This window comes from Endothiovibrio diazotrophicus (assembly GCF_054657215.1).
The window spans coordinates 1-24,141 of record NZ_BAAHXB010000062.1 but is presented as its reverse complement, the minus strand read 5'-3'; the positions used below and the strand labels follow the sequence as shown (position 1 = coordinate 24,141).

Here is a 24,141-nt window from a genome sequence, read left to right as displayed (position 1 = left end):
AGATTTTCTTGAAACCGATCCGACGGAGAGGCTTGCTGCTGCGCTTGTCGGCCCGCCCGTCGTTGTCTTTGTCACGGTATGTTCACCAAGACCCGCCGTTTCGGCAACACCTGTATGCATCGAAAGCAGTAAAATCCCGTTGGGATAATTGCCCGGGTTCAACCGGCCGGTCTGGTATTATTTACGGGTTCCGCCGTCCGAGGACAGTCCGCTTGAGCAAATCCAACAAGGCATCCCCCGTCAAACGGGCCACGCCCCCCAAGAAGCCGCTCTCACGGAAGGAGCTGCGCCGGATCAGCGAGGTGATCTCGGCCAATTTCCCGGCGCCCGCAGAGATGACGGAGGTGGTGCTGTTGCCGCTGTCTCCCCATCGTCTGCATGCCTATTGGCACATCACCACCGGGGATCTTGCGCTGATCCGCGGCCGGCTCGGCGATCAGGCCGAGGGCGCCGCGCTGGTGCTGCGCTTCCACGACCGTGCCGCCGCTCGCGCCGACCATACGCCCCATCCCGCCTTCGACATCGAGGTGGAGGGGGAGAGCGGCCACCGCTACGTGGAGCTGTGGCGCGACTCCGGTCGCTATTCGGCCCAGCTGGGGCTGCGCACCCGCTACGGGTTGCTGGTGGAGGCCGCTCGTTCCGACGTTGCCGAACTGCCCCGGGCGGGCCGCTCGGAACGGGCGGGGCGGCGGGTATTGCGGCTGCAGGAGGGACCGGTCGGCGCACGCCCCGAGCCCCCTTCCGCCCCCCCCCGCGACCCGGTCGTCCCGCCCCCCCTCGCCGCCCCGATCGAATTGCCGCGGGGCGACCGCCCGCCCCGCGGCCTCCCGCCGGAGAAGGAGCTGCGCACCCTCGCGGCACCGGCGGCGCCGCTCGCGCGGCGCTTTCCCAACCCCGATGATCCCGGCCGGATCGATTCCGGCCCGGCCGTTGAAACGAACGCCGAATGGTGGCTGAAACTCATCGCCGCGCCTTCTCTGCCCGCAGAACCGCGCGACCACGGCCCCCACCTGTCGATGGCCCCGCCGACGCTCGGCGGCCATCACCCAAGCAGTTTTACCCTCGTTCCCAGCGGCTCCGCCCACGCCCAGCGGAGCCGCTGACCATGAAGCGAGGCTATCTCGCGCTGCTCCTCCACGCGCATCTTCCCTACGTCCGCCACCCCGAATACAAGAGCTTCTTTGAGGAGAGCTGGCTCTTCGAAGCGATCACCGAGACCTACCTCCCGCTGCTGGGCGTCTTCAACCGCCTGCACGACGACGGCATTCCCTATCGGGTCACCCTCTCCTTTTCACCGACCCTGGCCGCGATGCTGCGCGACGAGCTGCTGCTCGAACGCTACCGCGCCCATTTGGTGAAGCTGATCGAGTTGGCCGGCAGGGAGGTGTTGCGCACCCGCGGCGACCGCCGTTTCAACCCCTTGGCGAAGATGTACCGACGCCTCTTCGAAGAGAGCCTCGACCAGTTCGAAAACCGCTACCGGGGAGACCTGCTCGCCGCCTTCGCCGAGCTGCGCGGGGCGGGGCGGCTGGAGCTGATCACCGCCTCGGCCACCCACGGCTTCCTCCCCCTGCTGAGCTCCGAGCCGACGGCGGTGCGCGCTCAGCTCCAGGTGGCGGCGGAGCACTTCACCGAGCAGTTCGGTGAACCGGCGAGCGGGGTCTGGCTCCCCGAGTGCGGCTACTATCCCGGCCTGGAGGAGGCGGTGGCGGAGGCGGGCTTTCGCTGGTTCACCCTCGACACCCACGGCATCCTCAACGCCTCCGAACGCCCCTGGCACGGCATCGCCGCCCCGCTGGCCTGTCCCAACGGGGTGGCCGCCTTCGGCCGCGACCCCGACGCCACCCGCCAGGTGTGGAGCGCCACCGAGGGGTATCCCGGCGACCCCTGGTACCGGGAGTTCCACCGCGACATCGGTTTCGAGCTGGACTTCGACTACGTCGGCCCCTATCTGCCGGGCGGCGGCGCCCGCGTCCACACCGGTATCAAGTACTGCCGCGTCACCAACCGCGGCGAGACCAAGGCGTCCTACCGACCGGAGCGCGCCCTCGAGCGGGTCCATGCCCACGCCGACCACTTCCTGGACCAGCGACGGGCCTCGCTCGACCACTACGCCGCGCGCATGGAACGACCGCCGCTGCTGGTCGCCCCCTACGACGCCGAGCTGTTCGGTCACTGGTGGTTCGAGGGACCGTTGTGGCTGGAGCGGGTGATCCGCCGTGCCCATGAGCGATGGGGGGAGGACGCCGCCGGGGTCGAACTGATCAGCCCCGGGGATTATCTGGGCCGCCATCGGTTGCTGCAGTGCGCCCAGCCCTCCGCCTCCAGCTGGGGCGAACTGGGCTACAACGCCTTCTGGCTGAACGAGAACAACCACTGGGTCTACCCCTACCTCCACCGCGCCGCGCGCTCCATGGCGGAGATGGCGAGGAAACACCGCGATGAGGCCGTCGGCACCCGGCGCCATCGGGCCCTGCGCCAGGCGGCCCGCTCGCTGCTGCTGGCCCAGGCGTCGGACTGGCCCTTTCTGCTCAAGGCCGGCACCGGCACGGAGTACGCCGAACGCCGCCTGCGCGACTACCTGGCGCGCTTCGCCCATCTGGAGCGGGAGATCTCGAACGACGAGATCGACGGCCGCAGCCTGCGTGCCCTGGAGCAGCTCGATCCGATCTTTCCGAACATCGATTACCGGCTCTTCGCTACCGGGAGTACACCATGAACATCGTCATGGTGGCCGCCGAATGCGCGCCGGTCGCGAAGGTGGGCGGCCTCGGCGACGTGATCCATGGCCTCTCCCGAGCGCTGGCGACGCGCGGCCACGCCGTCGAGATCGTCCTGCCCAGATACGCCACCCTGGCCGAGGAGTGGATCGATGACCTGCACAAGGCCCACGCCGACCTGCGGGTGCCGTTCCATGATCGCCGGATCCACTGCGACGTCTACTCCGCTCGGGTCGACGGCCTGGACTGCTGGTTCATCGACCCCCGCTCCGAGCAGCGCTTCTTCGAGCGTGAGCGGATCTACGGCGAGGCGGACGATGTCGAACGCTTCGCCTTCTTCTCCCGCGCCGTCCTGGAGTTTCTCCACCAATCCGGTCGCACGCCGGAGGTAATCCACTGTCACGACTGGCAGAGCGGCCTGGTGCCGGTCCTGCTCGACGAGATCTACGCCGGCCTCGGCATGACCCGGCCGCGGGTCTGCTACACCCTCCACAACCCGGGTCACCAGGGGATCGCCGACGCCGGGGTGCTCCGCCAGGTGGGGCTGGAGCCGAACGCGCCGACGCTGAGGGAACGGCTACGGGACCCCGGCGATCGCGCCTCGGTCAACCTGATGAAGGGGGGGATCCTCTACGCCCACTTCGTCACCACCGTCTCCCCCCGCCATGCCGACGAGGTCCGCAGCAGCGAGCTGGGATTCGGGCTTCAGGGGAGCCTGGCGGAGCGCGTCGGGCGCTTCGGCGGCATCCTCAATGGGGTGGACTACGAGCGGTGGAACCCGCAGACCGACCCCCATATCCCGGCGTCCTACTCGGCCGACACCCTGGTGGAGAAATACCGCAACAAGGAGGCGTTGCGCTGGCGCCTGGGGCTGCGCGACGCTGACCGCCCGCTGGTTGCCGCGGTGAGCCGGCTGATGCCGCAGAAGGGAGTGGAGCTGCTGCGCCACGCCGCCTTCTATTCGGTGGCCAACCAGGCGCAGTTCGTGCTGCTCGGCGACGGCGACGACGAGGAGATCATGGCCGAATTCCGCGGCCTGCGGGAGTACCTGGCCGACCACCCCGACTGCCATCTGGAACTGGGCTTCGATGAGGCGCTGGCCCATCTGATCTACGCCGGTGCCGATATCCTGGTGGTGCCGAGCCGCTATGAACCGTGCGGCCTCAGCCAGCTGATCGCCATGCGCTACGGTACGGTGCCGGTGGTCCGCAATACCGGCGGCCTGGCCGACACCGTCTTCGACGCCAACTACTCCGAGCGCCCTTTCGAGGCGCGCAACGGCTTTCTCTTCAACGACCTCGATGCCCCGGGGTTGGAGTCGGCCCTGGGCCGCGCCATCAAGCTGTGGCATCTCCATCCGGAGTATTTCCGCCAGTTGCGGGTCAACGGCATGGCCTACGACTCTTCGTGGAACCGCTCGGCGGAGGCGTATCTGGGGATCTTCGAGAAAATCCGCTCGTTTCGCGGATGACCGGTCGAGCGCCCATTTCATGATGTATCAGAATTTTCTTACGACCTCGTAGGAAAAGTACTGGCAGACGTCCGCCAAAATGCGATGTAAAGTGTGCGCTCTCGATGAAGGTACTGTTTAGTAACCGTTTTTTTACCCACGTCACGGCCGGTGCCGAGGCGGTGACCAGGGCGGGCCGCGCGCGCTGTCGCGGTGGATTTCCGTCCCGGGGGTGGGAATACAACAGCAAGATGTCGGATCTTTGTTTTCGCCGCGATGAGGCGGTTACGGAAGTTTGACGGGTCGAACCCAGCAACGCCAAGGGGAGCGGTCGATGACGATCAAGGTGGCCGGCTATGAGGTGATCGAGCGGCTACAGGAGACCGCACGCACCGTGGTCTATCGGGCTCGCGACCGGCAGGGCGAGGGCACGGTGGTGCTCAAGGTGGCGCGCCACGATGCCGCCCCCCGCGAGGCCCGCGCGCGGGCGCGGCGGGAGTACGCGATGCTCACCCGGCTGCGTCTCGACGGGGTGATCGAGGTGCGTGCCCTGGTGGAGGAACAGCACCGGCTGGTGCTGGTGCTGGAGGACGTCGAGGCGGAGTCGTTGGCCGGCGTCCTCGCCACGCGGCGGTTGTCGTTGCCCGAGTGCCTGATCCTCGCCATCCGCATCGCCGATACCCTCGGGCGGATCCATCAGCTGGATGTGATCCACAAGGACATCAATCCTTCCAACATCCTGTGGGATCAGCTCAACGACCGGGTCCGGCTGATCGACTTCGAACTGGCCACGGAGCTGGCGCGGGAGCGGCAGACGGCGCTCAATCCCAATGTGCTGGAGGGATCGCTGGCCTACATGTCGCCCGAACAGACCGGGCGGATGAACCGGGTCATCGACTACCGCACCGACCTCTACTCCTTCGGCGTCACCCTCTACCGGATGCTTACCGGACAGTTGCCGTTCCAGAGCGGTGATCCGGTGGAGATGGTCCACTTCCATCTGGCCAAGGCGCCGCGCGCCCCCTGCGAGGTGGACCCGATGGTGCCGCCGCAGCTCTCCGCGCTGGTGCTGCGGCTGATGGCGAAGAACGCCGAGGTGCGTTACCAGAGCGCCGAGGGGGTGAAGTTCGACCTCCAGCGCTGCCTCGAGGAGTACACCGAGTCGGGCGCCATCGAGCCGTTCGAGCTGGGCGAGGCCGACGTCTCGGAGCGGCTGCGCATCTCCCAACGGCTGTACGGTCGCGAGGCGGAGGCGGCGCTGCTGCTGAAGAGCTTCGATCGGGTCGGGCGGGGGCTGTGCGAGTCGATCCTGGTGGCCGGCTACTCGGGGGTCGGCAAGACCTCGCTGATCGAGGAGGTGCACCGGCCGATCGTCGAGCGCCGCGGCTATTTCGTCTCCGGCAAGTTCGACCAGTACCAGCGGCACATCCCCTTCACCGGCCTGATCCAGGCCTTCCGCGAGTTTTTCGCCCAGGTGCTCACCGAGTCCGACGCCCGGGTCGCCGAGTGGCGGGAGCGGATCCTCTCCACGGTGGGTGAACTGGGCCAGGTGATCGTCGACGTGATCCCGGAGGCGGAGCTGATCCTCGGGCCGCAGCCGGCGGTGACCGTGCTCTCCGGCAACGAGGCGCTCAACCGGTTTCAGACCGTCTTCGAAAATTTCCTCGACGCGCTGTGCGCCGAGGAGCATCCGCTGGCGCTGTTTCTCGACGACCTGCAGTGGGCCGACCCCGCCTCGCTGAAGCTGCTCCAGTTGCTGATGACCAGCCAGAAGGAGCGCCATCTGCTGATCCTCGGCGCCTACCGCGACAACGAGGTGGCGCCCTCCCACCCGCTGATGCTCACCCTCGATGCGGTGCGCGGGGAGAAGCGGTTCCAGACCGTGCAGCTGGGCCCCCTCGATCCCGCCCATACCCACCAGCTGATCGCCGACAGCGTACAGGGCACGTTGGAGGCGACCCGTCCCCTGGCGGAGTTGATCCACGCCAAGACCCTCGGCAACCCCTTCTTCATCAACCGTCTGCTGACCACCCTCTACGAGCAGGGGTTGCTGCGTCTCGACGCCGCCCGCCGCGAATGGCGCTGGGAGATCGAGCGGATCCGCGGCCTGGCGGCGAGCGCCAACGTGGTCGACCTGATGGTCGCCAAGATCAACACCCTGCCGGAGGAGGCCCGCGAGCTGCTGCGCCAGGCCAGCTGCCTCGGCAACCAGTTCCGGCTGGCGACCCTGGCGGCGCTCTCCGGCCAGAGCCGCCGGCAGACGGTGCTGGCGCTGCAGGTGGCGGTGCGCGAAGAGCTGGTGCGGCCGCTCGATGAGTCCTACCGCAACTGGCAGTGGGCGGGGGAGGGGGAGTCGGCGGCCGACGATCCGGCGGAGGAGGGGGTCGGCACGGGACTCGCCTACCAGTTCTTCCACGACCGCATCCAGGAGGCGGCCTACTCCCAGCTCTCCGAGCAGGCACGCCAAGCGGTCCACTGGCGGGCGGGCAACATCCTGCTGGAGCGGACCACCGCCGAGGAGCGCGACCGGCACCTGTTCGAGATCGTCAACCACCTCAACCTCGGCCGGCCCGCCTACCCGGCGGGCGACCGCGACCTGGAGCTGGCGACCCTCAACCTGCTTACCGGACGCAAGGCGCAGTCCTCCGCCGCCCACGCCGCCGCCCTGAGCTACCTGCGTCACGGACTGGAGCTGATCGCCGAGGAGGGGTGGTCGGAGCACTTCGAGCTGATGTTCGATCTGCACCTCGCCTGTGCCGACGCCACCTTCCAGTGCGGCGATCACGAGGAGACCGAGGCGCTGTTCGCGGTGATCGCCGACCACGCCCGCGACCGCCGCCACCGGGCGGCGCTCTACAGCCTGATGCTGGCGGTCTACCTGACCATGGGCAAATACGCCGACGGCATGCACGCCGGCCAGGAGTGCTTGCGGCTGTTCGGGGTGGAACTGCCGGAGGAGGCGGAGGCGCTGGAGGCGGCCACCGAGGAGGAGTACCGGCGGATCGGTGAGCGTCTCGCCGGGCGGCCGATCACCCAACTGCTGGCCGCCCCCGAGATGACCGACCCGGATCGCATGCTGGTGCTGGAGCTGCTCCACCGCACCTGGACCTGCGCCTACATGGTCAACTACGGCCTCGGCACCCTGGCGGTGCTGAAGATGGTCTCCATCTCCCTGGAGCACGGCCACTCCGCCTTCTCCGCCTTCGGCTACATCGTCTACGGCTCGATCCTCAGCTCGGTGCGCGAGGACTACGACGCCGCCTATGAGTTCGGCCTGCTCGCCCAGCGGCTCGACGAGCGGTTCGACAACGTGGCGCTGGTGCCCAAGGTGAACAACATGTTCGCCCACACCATCAACCATTACAAACGCCCGCTGAAGAGCAACATCCCGATCTATGAAGAGTCCTACCGTGCCAGCCTCGCCTGCGGCGACCTCTGGTGGGGGGTATGGGCGGTGGACTTCCTGGTCGGCAACCTGCTGCTCAAGGGCGACCCGCTGGAGCAGGTGCTGGAGGCGGCCCGGCGCTATAGCGGCTACGTGGAGAAGTCCGGCGACAGTGCGCTGCTGCACATGCTGCGCCTCACCGAGCACGTGGCGCTCAATCTCCAGGGGGCGACCGCCGGCGACGACAGCCTGAGCGACGACGCCTGGGACGAGGGGGCGATGGAGCGCGAGCTGCAGGCGATCCCCTTCGACTTCGGCCTGTTCTGGTATCAGCTGGACCGCTCGCTGATCCTGTTCCTCAATCAGCGCGTCGAAGAGGCGTGGCGGGCCAGCGAGGAGGCCGAGCGGAGAAAGACGTTCGCCCCCGGTTTCATGCTGGTCACCGAGCAGTGTTTCCGCCACGGCCTGATCGCCGCCGCGTGGTATCCCCATGCCCCCGAGGGGGAGCGCCCGGCACTGCTCGAAGCGCTGCGCACCGATCTGGCGGCGATGCAGCGGTGGGCGATCGGCGCGCCGGAGAACTACCGTCACAAGGCACTGCTGATGACCGCCGAACTGGCCCGCGTCGAAGGTGACTACCCCCTCGCCGCGGAGTCCTACGACCAGGCGATCGACGCGGCCCGAGCCAGCGACTACCTGCAGAACGAGGCGATCGCCAACGAGCTGGCCGCCCGTTTCTATCTGGAGCGGGGGCGGCCCAAGGCGGCCAGCGGCTATCTGCTCGATGCGCGCGAGCTCTACCTGCGCTGGGGGGCCACGCGCAAGGTGGCCGACCTGGAGGGGCGCCACGGCGAGCGCCTGTCCGGCGCGGGGTGGCGCCGCGCCCGTGACCTGACGGAGACCCTGACGGAGACCGTGGTCACCTCCTCGGGGACCTCCGCGGTCAGCTCCCTCGACCTGATCGCCATCGTCAAGGCCTCCCAGGCCCTCTCCTCGGAGGTCAACCTGGGATCGCTGCTGGAGCGGCTGGTGCGCATCGCCCAGGAGAACGCCGGGGCCCAGGTGGTGCGTCTGCTGCTTTTCCGCGATGGGATGTGGTGCCTGGAGGCGGACGCCAGCGAGGAGGGCAGCGAGATGCTCCACTCCGAGCCGATCGATCTCGACACCCCCGCCGACGACTTCGCCCCGCGGGCCCTGCTGCGCTACGTGGCGCGCACCGGCGACACCGTGGTGGAGCCCGACCTCGCCGCCTCCACCCGCTTCGGCGACGACCCCTATGTGCAGGCGACCCACCCGAAATCGGCGATGTGCCTGCCGATCCTGCGCTCCTCCCAGGTGGTCGGCATCATCTACCTGGAGAACAATCTGGCGACGGGCTCCTTCAGCGCGGAGCGCATCGAATTTCTGCGCATCCTCGCCAGCCAGGTGGTGATCTCCATCGAGAACGCCCAGCTCTACGACGGCCTGGAGCGCAAGGTGGCCGAGCGCACCGCCGAGCTGGAGTCGGCGAAGCGCACCGCCGAGGAGGCGACGCGGGCCAAGTCGCTGTTCCTGGCCAACATGAGCCACGAGATCCGCACCCCGATGAACGCCGTGATGGGGCTCTCCCGGCTGGCCCTGGCCACCGAGGTGACCCCCCAGCAGAAAGACTACCTGGAGAAGATCCTCGGCTCCGCCGAGACGCTGCTCGGCATCCTCAACGACATCCTCGACTTCTCCAAGGTGGAGGCGGGCCAGCTCACCCTGGAGCAGATCGAGTTCGACATCCGCGACGTGCTCCACCAGGTCTCGGTGGTGACCGCCATCAAGGCCCAGGGGAAGGGGCTGGAGATGCTCTTCGAGCTGGGCTACGACGTGCCGCGCCGGCTGGTCGGCGATCCCCTGCGGCTGCAGCAGATCCTGGTCAACCTGATCGGCAACGCGGTGAAGTTCACCCGGGAGGGGGAGATCGTCGTCAATATCCGGCCGGCGGAGCAGGGTGGCGAGGGGATGCTCCACTTCTCGGTGCGCGATACCGGCCCCGGCATCGAGAAGCCGGTGCTGCGGCGGCTGTTCGACTCCTTCACCCAGGCCGACGACTCGACCACCCGCCGCTACGGCGGCACCGGCCTGGGGTTGGCCATCAGCAAGCAGCTGTGCGAGCTGATGGGCGGGCGCATCTGGGCGGAGAGCGAGGTGGGGCAGGGCAGTGAATTCCACTTCGTGGTGCGGCTGAAGGCGCTGGAGGACGTGCCGCTCTCCTCCACCGCCCTCGACGAACTGCGCAACGCCCGCGCGCTGATCGTCGACGACAACGCCACCGCGCGGATGGTCCACACCGAGATGCTCGAGCACATGGGGCTGCGCACCCACGCGGTGGACAGCGGCACCGCCGCGCTCGTCGAGCTGACCCGCGCGCTGGACGCCGGCGAGCCCTACCGGCTGGTGCTTCTCGACTGGAACATGCCGGGGCTCGACGGCATCGAGACCGCGCTGCGCATCCGCGGCGATCTGGCCCCGAGCCTCCCGCTGTCGCTGCTGATGGTCACCGCCTATCACTACGGCGAGGTGCTGGAGCCGGCGGAGCGGGCCGGCATCCACCGGGTGCTGAGCAAGCCGCTCACCGAATCGAGCCTGCACGATGCCATCGTCGACGCCATGTTCGGCAACAAGGGGGGCCCCTCCCGCCACTCCAGTCACGAAAACGGTGGGCTGGAGGAGGCCGATCTGGCGCGGCTGCGCGGTGCCCGCGTGCTGCTCGCCGAGGACAACGCCCTCAACCAGCAGGTGGCCTGCGAACTGCTCGCGGCAGTGGGCATCGCCGCCGACACCGCGGTCAACGGCCGCGAGGTACTGGAGATGCTGGAGCGCTCCCGTTACGACGTGGTGCTGATGGACATCCAGATGCCGGAGATGGATGGTCTCACCGCCACCCGCCGGTTGCGCGCCGACCCGCGCCACGCCACCGTGCCGATCATCGCGATGACCGCCCATGCCATGGAGAGCGACCGCGAACAGTCCCTGCGCGCCGGCATGAACGACCACGTCACCAAGCCCATCGATCCGCAGCAGCTCTATCGGATGCTGGCCCGTTGGCTGCGCCGGCGGCGGCGCGGTGAGGGGGAGGCGGCGGAGATCGCGCCGGCGGCCTCGCCGAAGCGGGAGACGCGCCGGGAGGAGGCGCTGCCACCGGCGCTGGTCGTCCTCGGCGAGGCCGGCATCGACGTGCGCGCGGGCCTCCATCACCACCTCGACCGGGTCGGCTTCTATCTGCGGGTGTTGCGCGGCTTTGCCGCCGAGTACGCTCCGGCCCGCCAGGACCTCGACCGCTACTTGGCCGAGGGGCAGTGGGCGGAGGCGCTGCGGCTCTGCCACACCCTGAAATCGGCGGCCGCCAGCATCGGTGCCCCGGAGCTCTCCCAACGGGCCGCCAGGCTGGAGACCCAGTGCCGCGACCAGCACTGCGACGAGGCGGATCTGACGGGGTTCGGCGAGGAGCTGGAGGCGCTGCTCGGGTTGCTTCGGGGGTTGGAGAGCGAGGCGGCGGAGGTGCGCGTCCGCCCGCCGTTGCCGGCCGGCAAGGCGGCGGCGCTGCGGCCGTTGATCGATATCATGGAGCAGCGTCTGCGCACCGACGACGCCATGGTGAGCGACTGCATTCCCGCGATCTCGGTGCTCCTCGACGGCGCCGCCGCGGACGTCATGAAGGAGATCGTCGAGGCGGTGGAGGACCTGGAGTACGCCACCGCGCTAAAACACATAGACGGTTTGAGGAGTTTGTTGAAGTGAAGAAAAGGGGCATGGCATGGAGTTGCAGCAACTGCTGATCGTCGACGACGAGAAGAACAATCGCGCGCTGTTGACGGAGCTGTTCAAGAATCAGTACAAGATCTACCTCGCCAAGCACGGCCACATGGCCCTGGAGCTGGCGCGCAAGTACAAGCCGGACGTGATCCTCCTCGACGTGCTGATGCCGGAGTTGGACGGCTACGAGACCCTCAAGGCGCTGAAGGAGCAGGAGGAGACCCGCCACATCCCGGTGATCTTCATCACCGCCCTGGATCGTCACACCGACGAGGAGAAGGGGCTGCTGCTCGGCGCCGTCGACTACATCTCCAAGCCGTTCATGCCGGCGATCGTGCGTGCCCGGGTCACCAACCACATGCAGATCATGCGCCAGCGGCGGCTGTTGGAGTCCCACGCACGGGTCGACGCACTGACCGAGCTGCCCAACCGGCGCTATCTGGAGGAACGCCTGCAGGCGAGCTACCCCGAGGTGGAGGAGATCTCGCTGGCGATCATGGATGTGGACCGCTTCAAGCAGTACAACGACCATTACGGCCATGCTGCCGGTGACCGCGTGCTGCAACAGGTGGCCAAGGTGTTGGGGGGTTCTCTGCTGCGCGAGACCGACTTCATCGCCCGTTACGGTGGCGAGGAGTTCGTGGCGATCCTGCCTCACACCGACCGCCCCGGGGCGCTGCTGATCGCCGACGGGTTGCGCCGCGCGGTGGAGGCGTTGGGGATCGAGCACGACGATTCCACCAGTGGCGTGGTCACCATCAGCATCGGTGGTATCACCGTGAAGCCGGTGGCGGGCCGCCTGCCGGGGGCGACCCTGGAGCAGGCGGACGCCCAGCTCTACCGCTCCAAGCAGGCGGGGCGCAATCGGGTGACGTGGGGGTGAGGCATCGGAAAAGGGACGAAGCCTGAGGCGTGTCGCTCCTACATTGAACTTGGAGGTGTCGTTCACGAATGCCGCACAACGGGCGGGGTTCAGTCAGGTAGGAACTTCCTGTTTTGGGGCGTCGAGACGCCTCACCGGCAAGGCGCGCAAAGGGGTGCATACTCGTTGTATGCAACCCTTTGCGCAACGCCGCCGGAGGGGATGGATCGGCGTCCCACAACAGGAAGTTATTCTTTCGCGGGCCCGTAGCCCGCATTTCGCTGCCTTCGGGCGCAGGTTAAAATCCCCGGCGACGCCGATAGCGCCGAGGCCGGCCCCGAGGACCACCACGCCCCCATGACCGAAGACCAGAAAAGACGTCTGGAGCAGCAGCTCTGGAACATCGCCGACACCCTGCGCGGCAAGATGAACGCCGACGAATTCCGCGACTACTGCCTCGGCTTCATCTTCTACAAATACCTCTCCGAAAAGATGCACGCCTTCGCCAACCGGCTGCTGGCGGAGGACGGCTTGGACTACCTCGAACTCGACGAGGAGGGCGAGAGCGGCCCGGAGATGCTGGAGGCGCTGAGCGAGGACGCCATCGACCAGCTCGGCTACTTCCTCAAGCCCGCCGAGCTGTTCCACACCCTGGCCGCCCGCGGCGCCGACGGCGGCCCCGACGGTGAATTCATCCTCGACGACCTCACCGCGGTGCTCAGCGGCATCGAGCGCTCCACCATGGGCACCGACAGCGAGGACGACTTCGAGCACCTGTTCGAGGACCTGGACCTCGCCTCCACCAAGCTGGGGCGCACCGAAAAGGCGAAGAACGCCCTCATCGCCAAGATCCTCGGCCATCTCGACAAAATTGACTTTCGGCTGGCCGACAGCGAGAGCGACGTGCTGGGCGACGCCTACGAATACCTCATCGGCCAGTTCGCCGCCGGCGCCGGCAAGAAGGCCGGCGAGTTCTACACCCCCCAGTCCGTCTCCACCATCCTCGCCCGCCTGGTCACCAGCGGCAAGAAGCGGCTCAAGTCGGTCTACGATCCCACCTGCGGCTCCGGCTCGCTGCTGCTGCGGGTGGCCCGCGAGGTGAAGTGGGTGGGCGACTACTACGGCCAGGAGATGAACCGCACCACCTTCAACCTGGCGCGCATGAACATGATCCTCCACGGGGTCCACTACCGGAACTTCGACCTCAAGCAGGAGGACACCCTGGAGCACCCCCAGCACCCCGGCATGAAGTTCGAGGCGGTGGTCGCCAACCCCCCCTTCTCCGCCAAGTGGAGCGCCGACCCCCGGCACCTCAGCGACGAGCGCTTCAGCCAATACGGCCGCCTCGCCCCCGCCTCCAAGGCCGACTTCGCCTTCGTCCAGCACATGCTCCACCAGCTGGCCGAGAACGGCACCATGGCGGTGGTGCTGCCCCACGGCGTGCTCTTCCGCGGCGCCGCCGAGGGGCATATCCGCCGCTACCTGATCGAGCGGCGCAACTGGCTCGACGCGGTGATCGGCCTGCCCGCCAACATCTTCTACGGCACCGGCATCCCCACCTGCGTGCTGGTCTTCAAGAAGTGCCGCGAGCACCCCGACGACGTGCTCTTCATCGACGCCAGCGCCCACTTCGACAAGGGCAAGAACCAGAACCTGCTGCGTCCCGCGCACATCGACCGGATCATCGCCACCTACCGCGAACGGCGCGAGGAGGAGAGGTACAGCCATCGCGCCGCGCTGAGGGAGATCGAGGAGAACGACTACAACCTCAACATCCCGCGCTACGTGGACACCTTCGAGGAGGAGGTGCCGGTGGATCTGGCGGCGGTCACCGCCGAGCTGAAGGCGATCGACGCGGGGATGGCGGCCATCGACGAGCGGATTCGCGGCTTCTGTGAGGAGTTGGGTATCGAGGCGCCGGTGTGATGGCGAAGGCTGGACGAAGGTGCGCGCCGGAGCTGCGTTTCCCAGGGTTTAAGGGGGCGTGGAAGATCGAACGAGTGGATTATTTTGTTTCCCGAATCTCCAAACCGGTGGAAGTTGAACCTGACGCCATCTATCGAGAGATCGGTGTTCGCTCCCACGGAAAGGGAGTGTTTCACAAGGAGCCGGTTGCCGGGCGAAAGATTGGAAACAAGCGGGTCTTTTGGGTGCAGCCAAACGCTTTCGTCGTGAACATTGTGTTCGGCTGGGAGCAGGCAGTGGCCCTTACCTCGGAGAAGGAAGAGGGGTTCATCGCTTCTCACCGCTTTCCGATGTTCATCCCACGAGGTGATCGCACCGACCTGCGCTTTTTTCTCACCTTTTTCTTGCGAAAACGCGGGAAATATCTATTGGAACTGGCTTCTCCGGGCGGCGCTGGAAGGAACAAAACCCTGGGCCAGAGCGAGTTCGCCGCGCTTGAGGTGACGTTGCCCACTTTTCCAGAACAGAAAGAAATTGCCGACTTTCTTGCTGCGGTGGAAGAAAAACAGGTCGCCTTGCGCTGCGAGCGCGACCTACTGCGCGAATATAAGCGCGGCATGATGCAGAAGATTTTCTCCGGCGAAATCCTTTTTAAGGCGGATGGTGGTTCGGAGTTTCCGAAGTGGGAGGAAAAGGGATTCGGCGAGTTGTTCGATTTCGTTCGGACCAATAGCTTATCGAGGGACAGTCTCGCGGAAGCGGACGGTACCGTTCAGAATATCCACTACGGTGATATTCATACCAAGTTCCATTCCCATTTTGACCAAGGTCGGGAGTCCGCGCCATTTATCAAGTCGGTAGGTCAAGTCAAAGCCTTTGCGAAGAAGGAATACTGCCGGCCGGGCGATTTAGTGTTGGCAGATGCCTCCGAAGATTATGCGGATATCGGGAAGGCGATCGAGATCATTGATGTAAGAGAGCGTTCTCTCGTTGCAGGACTGCATACTTACCTTGCGCGACCGGAAGAAGGGAAATTTGCGATTGGTTTTCCCGGCTATATGATGCAAGCGTACTCAGTGCGTAGGCAGATTTGGCGTATCGCACAGGGTATTTCGGTTCTCGGAATCTCCAAAGGCAATCTCGCCAGAGTGGCGCTCAAAGTCCCATGCTTGTTCGAACAGGAAAAAATCGCGGATTTTCTTTCTGCCATCGACACCAAAATCAACGCCGTCACCCAACAGATCGACCGCATGGAGACCTTCAAAAAGGGCCTCCTCCAGAAGATGTTCGTCTAACCCGTTTCAGGACCGTCCGCCATGACCCACGACATCCGCTGGATTCAACGCTTCAACAACTGGACCCGCGCCCTGGCCCAGCTCACGCGGTTTCTCGATCGCGAGGAGCTCAATGAGCTGGAGGAGCAGGGGTTGGTGCAGTCCTTCGAGTACAACCACGAGTTGGCGTGGAAGACCCAGAAGGATTTTCTCGAGGCTCAGGGGGTGAAGGACCTTTTCGGCTCCAAGAACGTGGCGCGCAAGGCGTTCGAGACCGGTCTGGTCGGTGATGGCGAGGTGTGGCTCGCGATGATCGAGAGCCGCAATCTCTCCTCCCACACCTACAACGAAGAGACCACGCGGAAGATCGTCACCGCCATCGTCGATCGTTACTACGCGGCGTTTCAGGAGCTGCACGCCAAGCTTGCGGAGCTGGCGGAGAGGGAGCTGGCGGAGCGGGACCCGGATGAGCGGTAACGGCCAGGGGCACGGTCTTCCGGCGGAGGCGGTGCGGCGAATCCGCGAGGCGTTGGCCGGTTTTCCGCAGATCGACCGCGCGGTGCTCTACGGCTCGCGGGCGAAGGGCAACTATCGTCCCGGTTCCGATGTCGATCTCACGCTGAAGATCAGCGGGGAGCCCTCTCTTCAGTTTCTCTATCGGGTGATGGACGCGGTGGACGAGCTGAATCTGCCGTGGGGTTTCGACCTCTCGCTGTTCGCCTATCTCAAGAACGAGGAGTTGATCCGCCACATCGAGCGGAAGGGGGTCGTCTTCTACGACCGTGAGGTGTATGCCGCCGAACGCGCCGAGGAGGCGCGCCGCGAGCGCTACCGCGAGGAGGCGGTGCAGTCCGAGGCGGAGCTGGAGCGCGATTTGATTTCGCGGCTCGGCAATCTCGGCTGGGAGCCGGTGCAGATCGCCGATGCCGCCGAGCTGCGCGCCAACCTCAAGCGCCAGTTGGAGCTGCACAACGGGGTGGCGTTGAGCGACGGCGAGTTCGCCCGGGTGCTCAACCATCTGGACAAGGGCAACGTCTTCAATCGCGCCAGGATCCTGCGCGACCGCATGCAGCTGAACCGCGACGACGGCTCGTCGCTCTATCTGCAGTTTCTCAACGTCGACCAGTGGTGCCGCAACCGCTATCAGGTGACCCACCAGGTGAGCCAGGCGGGGCGCTACCGCAACCGCTACGACGTCACCCTGCTGGTCAACGGCCTGCCCCTGGTGCAGATCGAGCTGAAGCGCCGGGGGATGGAGCTGAAGGAGGCGTTCAATCAGGTCAACCGCTACCAGCGCCACTCCTTCTGGGCCGAGGGGGGGCTGTTCCAGTACGTGCAGCTCTTCGTCATCTCCAACGGGGTCAACACCAAGTACTTCGCCAACAACCGCGACCAGGACTTCAAGCAGACCTTCTTCTGGGCCGATGAGGGCAACCGCCTGATCACCGGGCTGGACGCCTTCGCCGACGCCTTCCTGGAGCGCTGCCACCTCTCCAAGATGATCTGCAAGTACACCGTGCTGCACGAGTCGGACAAGGTGCTGATGGTGCTGCGCCCCTACCAGTACTACGCGGTGGAGGCGATCATCGAACAGGTGAAGGAGGGGCGGGAGAACGGCTACATCTGGCACACCACCGGCAGCGGCAAGACGCTGACCAGCTTCAAGGCCGCCCAGGTGCTGCAGGCGCTGCCGGAGGTGGCGAAGGTGCTCTTCGTGGTGGACCGCGCCGACCTGGACTACCAGACCACCCGCGAGTTCAACTTCTTCAGCAAGGGGTGCGTGGACGGCACCCACAACACCGGCTCGCTGGTGCGCCAGCTCTCCGGCGAGCGCAAGCTGATCGTCACCACCTTGCAAAAGCTCAACAACGCGGTCTCCCGCGAGCGCTTCCTGGCGCGGCTGGAGGGGCTGCGCGAGCAGCGGGTGGTGTTCATCTTCGACGAGTGCCACCGCTCCCAGTTCGGCCGCACCCATCGCAACCTCACCGCCTTCTTCCGCCGTGCCCAGCTCTTCGGCTTCACCGGCACGCCGATCTTCGCCGACAACGCGGTGGGCAACGAGCTGGGCCGCCGCACCACCCGCGACCTGTTCGGCGAGTGTCTGCACAAGTACGTCATCACCAACGCCATCGCCGATCAGAACGTGCTCAAGTTCGCGGTGGAGTACTGGGGCAGGCTGAAGCGCCGCGACGGCACGCTGATCGACGAGCAGGTGGCCGGCATCGACACCCGCGAGTTCTTCGAGAACCCGCAGCGCATCGACAACGTGGTGGAGTGGATCATTCGCAATCACGACCGCAAGACCCACCGCCGCGCCTTCACCGCGATGCTCTGCGTGAGCAGCGTGCCGGCGCTGATCACCTACTACGAGTGCTTCAAGCGCCGGCGCGAGGCGGGCGAGCACGACCTGCGGGTGGTGACCATCTTCACCTACGGGGCCAATGAGGAGGACGCCGATGCCGACGGGCTGATCGGCGAACCCGACTTCGAGATCGGCCGGGAGACCCCGGCAAGCCACCATAGCCGGGAGAAACTGGAGGCGTTCGTCGCCGACTACAACGCGATGTACCACACCGCTCATTCGGTGGCCGACGGCGCGCACTTCTACACCTACTACAAGGACATCGCCCGGCGGGTGAAGGAGCGTGACCGCAAGGGGTTCGACGACGTGGACCGGGTGGATATCCTGCTGGTGGTGAACATGTTCCTCACCGGCTTCGACGCGAAGAAGGTGAACACCCTCTACGTCGACAAGAACCTGCGCCACCACGGACTGATCCAGGCCTTTTCGCGGACCAACCGCACCTTCGGCGAGCTGAAGTCCCAGGGCAACATCGTCTGTTTCCGTAACCTCAAGGCGCGCACCGACGAGGCGATCGCGCTGTTCTCCAATCCGCAGGCGCGCGAGACCATCCTGATGGAGCCCTACGAGCGCTATGTGGAGCGCTTCAACGAGGCGGTGGCGACGCTCGCGGCGATCGCCGCGACCCCGCAGGCGGTGAACGAGCTGCAGAGTGAAGAGGAGCGGCTCCACTTCGTCCGCGCCTTCCGCCAGCTGATGCGCCTGCTCAACATCCTCAAGCCGTTCACCGAGTTCACCTTCGACGATCTGGCGATGGACGCGCAGACCTTCGAGGACTTCAAGAGCAAGTACCTCGACATCTACGACGCCACCCGCAAGGAGAAGGGGGGGGAGGGCGTCTCGATCATCGACGAGGTGGATTTCGAGCTGGAGCTGATTCAGCGCGACGAGATCAACGTCGCCTACATCGTCGGCCTGCTGGCCGAGCTGAAGCGCAAGACCGAGAGCGGCGATGCGCGGGAGCGGGAGGAGGGCGATCTCCAGCGCAGGAACGTGCTCGACCTGCTCGGCAAGGAGAGCCAGCTGCGCAGCAAGCGGGAGTTGATCGAGAAGTTCATCAACGACTACATGCCGCGGCTGCCGCCGGGCGCGGAGCTGAGGGAGGCGTTCGCCGCCTACTGGGAAGAGGAGCGGCGCGCAGCCCTGGAACGGCTGTGCGAGGAGGAGGGGATGGACGCGCAGGCGGTGGCCGAGATGATCGACGCCTACCACTTCACCGGCAAGATGCCGCTGCGCGAGACCCTCTTCGCCGCACTGAAGCGCAAGCCGAAGCTGCTGGAGCGCAAGCCGATCTTCGAGCGGGTGTCCGCCGCGCTGCGGGAGCTGATTGTGCGGTTCGATGAGGGGACCGGCGATTTGTGAGCGTGCCGAGGCGCGCGGAGTGCCCGGAGACCGAAGGCGCGCACGGCGCGCCCTATAGGGCGCCCAGCGGGCGCCGTGGCGGTGGGGGAGGCTGTGGTCGGGGAGGTTTGTCGTGCCGGGTGGTGCGGAGTGCCCGGGGGGGGGCCGAAGGCGCGCACTGCGCGCCCTATAGGGCGCCCTGCGGGCGCCGTGACGGTGGGGGAGGCTGCCGTCGGGAGGTTTGTCGTGCCGGGTGGTGCGGAGTGCCCGGGGAGACCGGTGGCGCGCACGGCGCGTCCGAATCAATCGCTGGTCTTCAGCCCGTATTTCTGTACCCGGTAACGCAGCCGCTCCCGCGTGGTGCCGAGCATGCGGGCGGCGCGGCTGACGTTGTCGCCGTTGCGGGCCAGGGCTTCGCTCAATACGGCGCGTTCGATCTGGTCCAGGGTCAGGCTGCCGTCCAGGGGGAGGCAGATCCGGTCGCCATCGTTCTGCATCGCCGTGGGGGTCGATTGGTCAGCAGGCGATTCACCGGATAGATTCAACCAGCGCTCGGGAAACCGCGGCCCGTCGGCGAGCAGCACACAGCGCTCGACCAGATTGCGCAGCTCGCGCACGTTGCCCGGCCAGTGGTAGGCGTGCAGCCTTTCCCACACCGTTGTCGGCACCTCTGCGACCCGCTGGCCGGAGCGGGCGTTGAATTCCTGGATCAGCAAGGGAAGCAGCTCCTCCAGGTCCTCGCGGCGTTCGCGCAGCGGCGGCAGGCGCAGTTGGAAGACCGCCAGCCGGTGGTAGAGGTCGGCGCGGAAGGCGCCGTCGGCGACCTGTCGCTCCAGGTCGCGGTTGGTGGCCGCCACCAGCTGGATGTCCACTTCCAGTTCGCGTTCGCCGCCGACCCGGCGCACCCGCCGGTCCTCGATCACCTTGAGCAGCTTGGCCTGGAGTTCCAGCTCCAGCTCGCCGATCTCGTCGAGGAACAGGGTGCCGCCGTGGGCCTGTTCGATGAGCCCGCGGCGGCGCCCCTTGGCGCCGGTGAAGGCGCCCGCCTCGTGGCCGAACAGTTCGGCCTCGACCAGCTCGCGGGGGAGTGCCGCGCAGTTCAGCTCGACCAGCGGGGCGGCGGCGCGCGGGCCGGCGTGGTGCAGGATGCGCGCGGCGAGGCCCTTGCCGGTGCCGGTCTCGCCGTGGATCACCAGGGCGGAGAAGGGCACCTTGGCGAGCCGTTCGAGCAGTTCGCGGGCCTCGCGGGCCGCGGCGCTGCGGCCGATGAAGGCGGACGGGGCGTAGCGGCTGCCGCGCTGGCGCTCCTCGTCACGCAGGCGGCGGTGGGCGCGGCCGCTGCGCGCCGCGCCGGCCACCACCAGTTGCAGGCGGTCGATTTCGCACGGCTTCTCCAGGAAATCGACGGCGCCCAGCTTGAGGGCGCGCACCGACTCCGGTACGCCGCCGTAGGCGGTGAGCAGGATCCATTCGCCGGGCACCCCGCGGGCGCGCACCCGCTCCAGCAGGTCGAGGGTATTGCCGTCGGGCAGGCTCATGTCGGAGAGCACCACCAGCGGCTCCAGGTGGCGCTCGACGAGCAGCCGTTCGGCCTCGGCGAGGGTGGTCACCAACACCGCGTCCCAGCCGTCGCCGGCGAACTCCTCGCGCAGTTCGGCGCCGAGCAGCGCTTCGTCCTCGATGATCAGCAGGGTTTCAGACACCTTCCGGCTCCTCGATTTCTCCACAGGGCAGGCGCAGGGTCACCCGTGCCCCGCGGGGCTCCCGGTTGGCCAGTTCCAGGGCGCCGTCGTGGTCGCGCACGAAGCGGCGCACCATGGCCAGCCCCAGCCCGGTGCCGCCGGCTCGCCCGGTGGCGAAGGGGCGCACGCCGACGCGCAGTGTCGCCTCCGGGAAGCCGGGGCCGTCGTCGCTCACCTCGACCACCAGCGCGCCCTCCTCGCGGCGTGCGGCGACCTCGACGCAGCCCGTCTCGCCCACTGCCTGGACCCCGTTCAACACCAGGTTGAGCAGCGCCTGACGCAGCCCGGCCGCCGGTATGGTGCAGACCAGCTCCGCGGCCGCAGAGCCGGATAGCGCGACGCCCTCCGGGATCTGATAGCGCACCAGGCCGAGGAACTCGTCCAGCAGCGGCCCGAGGGCGATTGGCGCCGGCGGCTCCGGGGCGTGGCGGGCGGCGTCCACCGTCTCGTTGAGCAGGCCGTTGACCCGCCGCAGCTCGGCGATCACCGCGTCGATGCGGATGCGCTGCTCGGGCTCCTCCACCGCCTTGCGCAGCTTGCCGCAGGCCAGCTGGATGCCGGCGAGCGGGTTGCGCAGCTCGTGGGCCAGTCCGGCGGAGACCGCGCCCACCGCGGCCAGCCGCTCGGCACGGGCCAGCTCGCGGTTCTGTTCGAGCAGCGCGGCGGTGGCCTCGCGCACCTCGCGCTCCAGGGTGTGCTCGCGTTGCCGGTGCTCCGCTTCGAGGGCCTGGAGCCGCTGCACCAGACCGTTGTAGCTGTGGAATAGCGGTTGCAGCAGACCGGCTGCACCGCGGGTAGCATGCGCCTCCACCGGTTGCGCGTCGCGCGCCGCCAAGTGGCCGAGGAGCCGGTCCAGGTCGTTCAGCGGCTGTTTGATGTGGAGGCGCCAGGCAAGCAGCAGCACGACGCCCAGCAGGGGGATCGTCACCACCAGGATCAGCGCCAGGCGGAGTTCGGTCTGGTTGTTGCGGGCCGTTTTCGCCAGCAGACGGTCGTGCCAGCGCAGCTCGTCGGCCAGCACCTGGCGCAGTTGCCCGAGGATTACCATCAGCGGTTCGAGCCGCTCGCCGTGCATGGCCGCCAGGCCGCGGCGGATCTGCTCCAGGTGCGCCCGGGTGTCGGGATGGCGGTGCCGCTCCATGGCGATGATCCGGTCGATCCGGGTACGCAGCGCCTCCAGCTCCCCCTCGCCGATGCGGCCGTCGCGCAGCCGCTGGAGCAGCGCCTGCTCCATCATCCGTCCCGCGCCCTGGATCTGGTCGAGGTGGGCAAGGTGGGCCTGCACCGGGTCGAGCCGATCCTGGCTGCTCCAGGAGACGACCACCAGTGCCGCCAGCGCGACCACTGCAAACAGCGCGGCCAGTCCCAGGGGCAGCCACAACAGCCGGCCGAGCGGGAGGCGGTAGCGCTCCGCGGGTGATGCACCTTCGACGGTTGGGTTCTGGTTCATCTCTTCCACCTCGCTGCGTCTTTCCTCCGGCAGCAACTCCCGTGCCGCGGCTGATGCGGGGGGCCGTCTGCGGTTCGGCATCGCGGGGTTGATGGCGGTTCGCTGAACGTAGGGCGGATTAGCATCAGCTTAATCCGGCCTACGGGGCAGTGGTCCTGATTGAGCGACGTTCCTTTGCCTTCGCATGGGGATTCCGGTCCATATCCACCAACCATTCTGGTTGATATCCACCAAAATCGCCGGACATCCTTCGGTTTTGTCTGCAACCTTCTGTTATCAAACGGTTTTCATCGTTGGCACCGATCCTGCTCCAACTGTCGCGGGACGGGCCCGCAAGCCCCTCGAACGATTTTCACCACCGGAGGATACAGCCATGACCCATCATCTTCAGCGCAAGACCCTGGTGATCGCGGTTCTCACCGCCCTCTCCCTCAGCGGTCCGGCCTTCGCCGGCCAGAACGTCAACGAGGAGGTCAAGGTGCTGCCGGGGCACCAGGTCTCCCCCCGGGACGAGGTCGCCATCTCCTCGGCGGCGGTCAAGGTGCTGCGCCACATCGCCGCCGCCCGCGGCAACCTGGCGGAGGACAAGCCCGACCTCGACCAGGCCAAGGAGGAGCTGGCGCAGAGCCGCAAGCTGCTCGAGATCATCACTGCCGGTCTGCCCACCACCAAGGTGAAGGACCACATCTGGGTGGCCAAGAAGCACCTGGAGTACGAGGACACCGAGGAGGTGCTGCCCGATCTGGTGCCGATCTACTCCTCGCTCGACGAGCTGGTCGACTACGTGCCCACGGCGCAGGCCAAGGACCACGTCGACCAGGCCAAGCAGGCGCTGAAGAAGGGCGACAAGTCGCAGGCGGTGGAGCAACTGAAGGCCGCTGACGACGCCCTGGTCTACGTCGAGGCCGATCTGCCGCTGGCCGCCACCCGCGACCGTATCGCCGAGGCCGGCCAGGCGCTGGAGAAGGGAGACGCCAAGGCGGCGGGTGAGGCGTTGGCCCGGGCCGAGCAGAGCGTGGTCTTCGTCTCGGTCACCTTCGATTCGCCGCTGACCCGGGCCAAGGCGGCGCTGTGGCGGGCTAGGCAGGAGCACGAGCAGGGCGAGGACGAACTGGCCAAGGCGGACCTGAACGCCGGGGTGAATTATCTGGAGCAGGCGGCCAAGAGCGACGACCCGGTCACCCGCGACGCCGCCACCCGGTTGGTGGGGCAGGTCCGCGACCTGCATGCCGCCATCGACCAGGGCGACAAGGACTTCGGCACCCGGCTGGAGGGGGTCTGGCACCGGGTCAGCGCGCTCTCCGAGCGTACCGTCGAGCGCATCAGTACCGGCTGGCAGCGGATCCGCGCCGAACGGGCGGGCAAGACCGAGCTGATCGAGGCCAAGCTGCAACTGGCCTACGCCCGCATCGATCATCTCGACAGCGGGGATGATGCCGCCGCCAAGGTCGATCTCGCCGCGGCCAAGGCCCATCTGGACGACGCCCTCAAGCAGTTGGGCGACGAACCCCGGGCCGAGGCGAAGAAGATCGCCGACGGGGTCGACCGGCTGAGCCAGGCGGTGGAGGCGGGCAACGCCGAGAAGCTCGGTCCGATGCAGTTCGCCCGGGTCGAGAATGGGCTGGGCCGGCTGATTCGCCAGATGTAGCGCACTGCTCCCGCCCCGCATCGCCTACGGTGCGGGGCGGCAACTCCTCCACGACAGGTCGTAGGTCGCGGCTACCGCCGCGACGTGAACGGAAGCAGCGGGGCTTGATGTCGCACCACGCGTCCCGACCATCGCGGCCCTCCCGCCCGGAAAGGCCGGATCGAGACCAAACGACGGTGCCCCCGTTCGCGTCGCCCCGGTAGGGGCGACCTACGACTT

At 67.1% G+C, this 24,141-nt stretch carries 12 protein-coding genes; 10 read left to right on the top strand and 2 right to left on the bottom strand.

Features of this window, described 5'->3' with window-relative positions; translation table 11 throughout:
• The first annotated feature begins 212 nt into the window (after positions 1-212).
• The 9 genes from ACYQ2W_RS15330 to ACYQ2W_RS15290 all read left to right on the top strand — a co-directional run bounded on the left by ACYQ2W_RS15330 (position 213) and on the right by ACYQ2W_RS15290 (position 19,103).
• Positions 213-1,103, top strand: coding sequence for a DUF4912 domain-containing protein (locus tag ACYQ2W_RS15330; protein WP_459868966.1), 891 nt, complete (start codon positions 213-215; stop codon positions 1,101-1,103).
• A gap of 2 nt (positions 1,104-1,105) precedes the next feature.
• A complete protein-coding gene (locus tag ACYQ2W_RS15325; RefSeq protein ID WP_459868964.1) occupies positions 1,106-2,719 on the top strand; it encodes a glycoside hydrolase family 57 protein in 1,614 nt (537 codons plus the stop codon).
• Positions 2,716-4,191 carry a glycogen synthase gene (locus ACYQ2W_RS15320; protein ID WP_459868962.1) on the top strand — a complete coding sequence of 492 codons (1,476 nt, stop codon included), beginning with the start codon at positions 2,716-2,718 and terminating at the stop codon, positions 4,189-4,191. Before ACYQ2W_RS15325 ends, ACYQ2W_RS15320 begins: the two co-directional genes overlap by 4 nt.
• 313 nt (positions 4,192-4,504) lie before the next feature.
• Positions 4,505-11,323 (top strand): response regulator, encoded by a 6,819-nt coding sequence (locus ACYQ2W_RS15315; protein ID WP_459868960.1) that lies wholly within the window; start codon positions 4,505-4,507, stop codon positions 11,321-11,323.
• Positions 11,324-11,339: 16 nt separating this feature from the next.
• Positions 11,340-12,221, top strand: coding sequence for a GGDEF domain-containing response regulator (locus ACYQ2W_RS15310; protein WP_459868958.1), 882 nt, complete (start codon positions 11,340-11,342; stop codon positions 12,219-12,221).
• A 336-nt stretch (positions 12,222-12,557) separates the two neighbouring features.
• Entirely contained in the window at positions 12,558-14,126 is a 1,569-nt protein-coding gene (locus tag ACYQ2W_RS15305) for a type I restriction-modification system subunit M (protein ID WP_459868955.1), read from the top strand.
• Positions 14,126-15,400 (top strand): restriction endonuclease subunit S, encoded by a 1,275-nt coding sequence (locus tag ACYQ2W_RS15300; protein ID WP_459868952.1) that lies wholly within the window; start codon positions 14,126-14,128, stop codon positions 15,398-15,400. Before ACYQ2W_RS15305 ends, ACYQ2W_RS15300 begins: the two co-directional genes overlap by 1 nt.
• Positions 15,401-15,421: 21 nt before the next feature.
• Entirely contained in the window at positions 15,422-15,856 is a 435-nt protein-coding gene (locus ACYQ2W_RS15295) for a nucleotidyltransferase substrate binding protein (RefSeq protein WP_459868949.1), read from the top strand.
• A complete protein-coding gene (locus ACYQ2W_RS15290) occupies positions 15,846-19,103 on the top strand; it encodes a type I restriction endonuclease subunit R, EcoR124 family (protein ID WP_459868946.1) in 3,258 nt (1,085 codons plus the stop codon). Before ACYQ2W_RS15295 ends, ACYQ2W_RS15290 begins: the two co-directional genes overlap by 11 nt.
• Before the next feature lie 281 nt (positions 19,104-19,384).
• Here the strand turns inward: ACYQ2W_RS15290 and ACYQ2W_RS15285 are convergent, their stop codons facing one another.
• The gene (locus tag ACYQ2W_RS15285; RefSeq protein ID WP_459868943.1) at positions 19,385-20,785 is read right to left on the bottom strand and encodes a sigma-54-dependent transcriptional regulator; all 1,401 of its coding nucleotides are present in this window, start codon (positions 20,783-20,785) and stop codon (positions 19,385-19,387) included.
• A complete protein-coding gene (locus ACYQ2W_RS15280; protein WP_459868940.1) occupies positions 20,778-22,274 on the bottom strand; it encodes a sensor histidine kinase in 1,497 nt (498 codons plus the stop codon). Before ACYQ2W_RS15280 ends, ACYQ2W_RS15285 begins: the two co-directional genes overlap by 8 nt.
• Before the next feature lie 373 nt (positions 22,275-22,647).
• Here ACYQ2W_RS15280 and ACYQ2W_RS15275 point away from each other — a divergent pair, with 373 nt between their 5' ends.
• The gene (locus ACYQ2W_RS15275; RefSeq protein ID WP_459868937.1) at positions 22,648-23,922 is read left to right on the top strand and encodes a YfdX family protein; all 1,275 of its coding nucleotides are present in this window, start codon (positions 22,648-22,650) and stop codon (positions 23,920-23,922) included.
• Positions 23,923-24,141 lie beyond the last annotated feature (219 nt).

Excerpts from the sequence above, each read along its gene's own strand:
- ACYQ2W_RS15325 (WP_459868964.1), top strand. The coding sequence starts at position 1,106 with ATGAAGCGAGGCTATCTCGCGCTGCTCCTCCACGCGCATCTTCCCTAC.
- ACYQ2W_RS15320 (WP_459868962.1), top strand. The coding sequence starts at position 2,716 with ATGAACATCGTCATGGTGGCCGCCGAATGCGCGCCGGTCGCGAAGGTG.
- ACYQ2W_RS15315 (WP_459868960.1), top strand. The coding sequence starts at position 4,505 with ATGACGATCAAGGTGGCCGGCTATGAGGTGATCGAGCGGCTACAGGAG.
- ACYQ2W_RS15310 (WP_459868958.1), top strand. The coding sequence starts at position 11,340 with ATGGAGTTGCAGCAACTGCTGATCGTCGACGACGAGAAGAACAATCGC.
- ACYQ2W_RS15305 (WP_459868955.1), top strand. The coding sequence starts at position 12,558 with ATGACCGAAGACCAGAAAAGACGTCTGGAGCAGCAGCTCTGGAACATC.
- ACYQ2W_RS15300 (WP_459868952.1), top strand. The coding sequence starts at position 14,126 with ATGGCGAAGGCTGGACGAAGGTGCGCGCCGGAGCTGCGTTTCCCAGGG.
- ACYQ2W_RS15295 (WP_459868949.1), top strand. The coding sequence starts at position 15,422 with ATGACCCACGACATCCGCTGGATTCAACGCTTCAACAACTGGACCCGC.
- ACYQ2W_RS15290 (WP_459868946.1), top strand. The coding sequence starts at position 15,846 with ATGAGCGGTAACGGCCAGGGGCACGGTCTTCCGGCGGAGGCGGTGCGG.
- ACYQ2W_RS15280 (WP_459868940.1), bottom strand. The coding sequence starts at position 22,274 with ATGAACCAGAACCCAACCGTCGAAGGTGCATCACCCGCGGAGCGCTAC.
- ACYQ2W_RS15275 (WP_459868937.1), top strand. The coding sequence starts at position 22,648 with ATGACCCATCATCTTCAGCGCAAGACCCTGGTGATCGCGGTTCTCACC.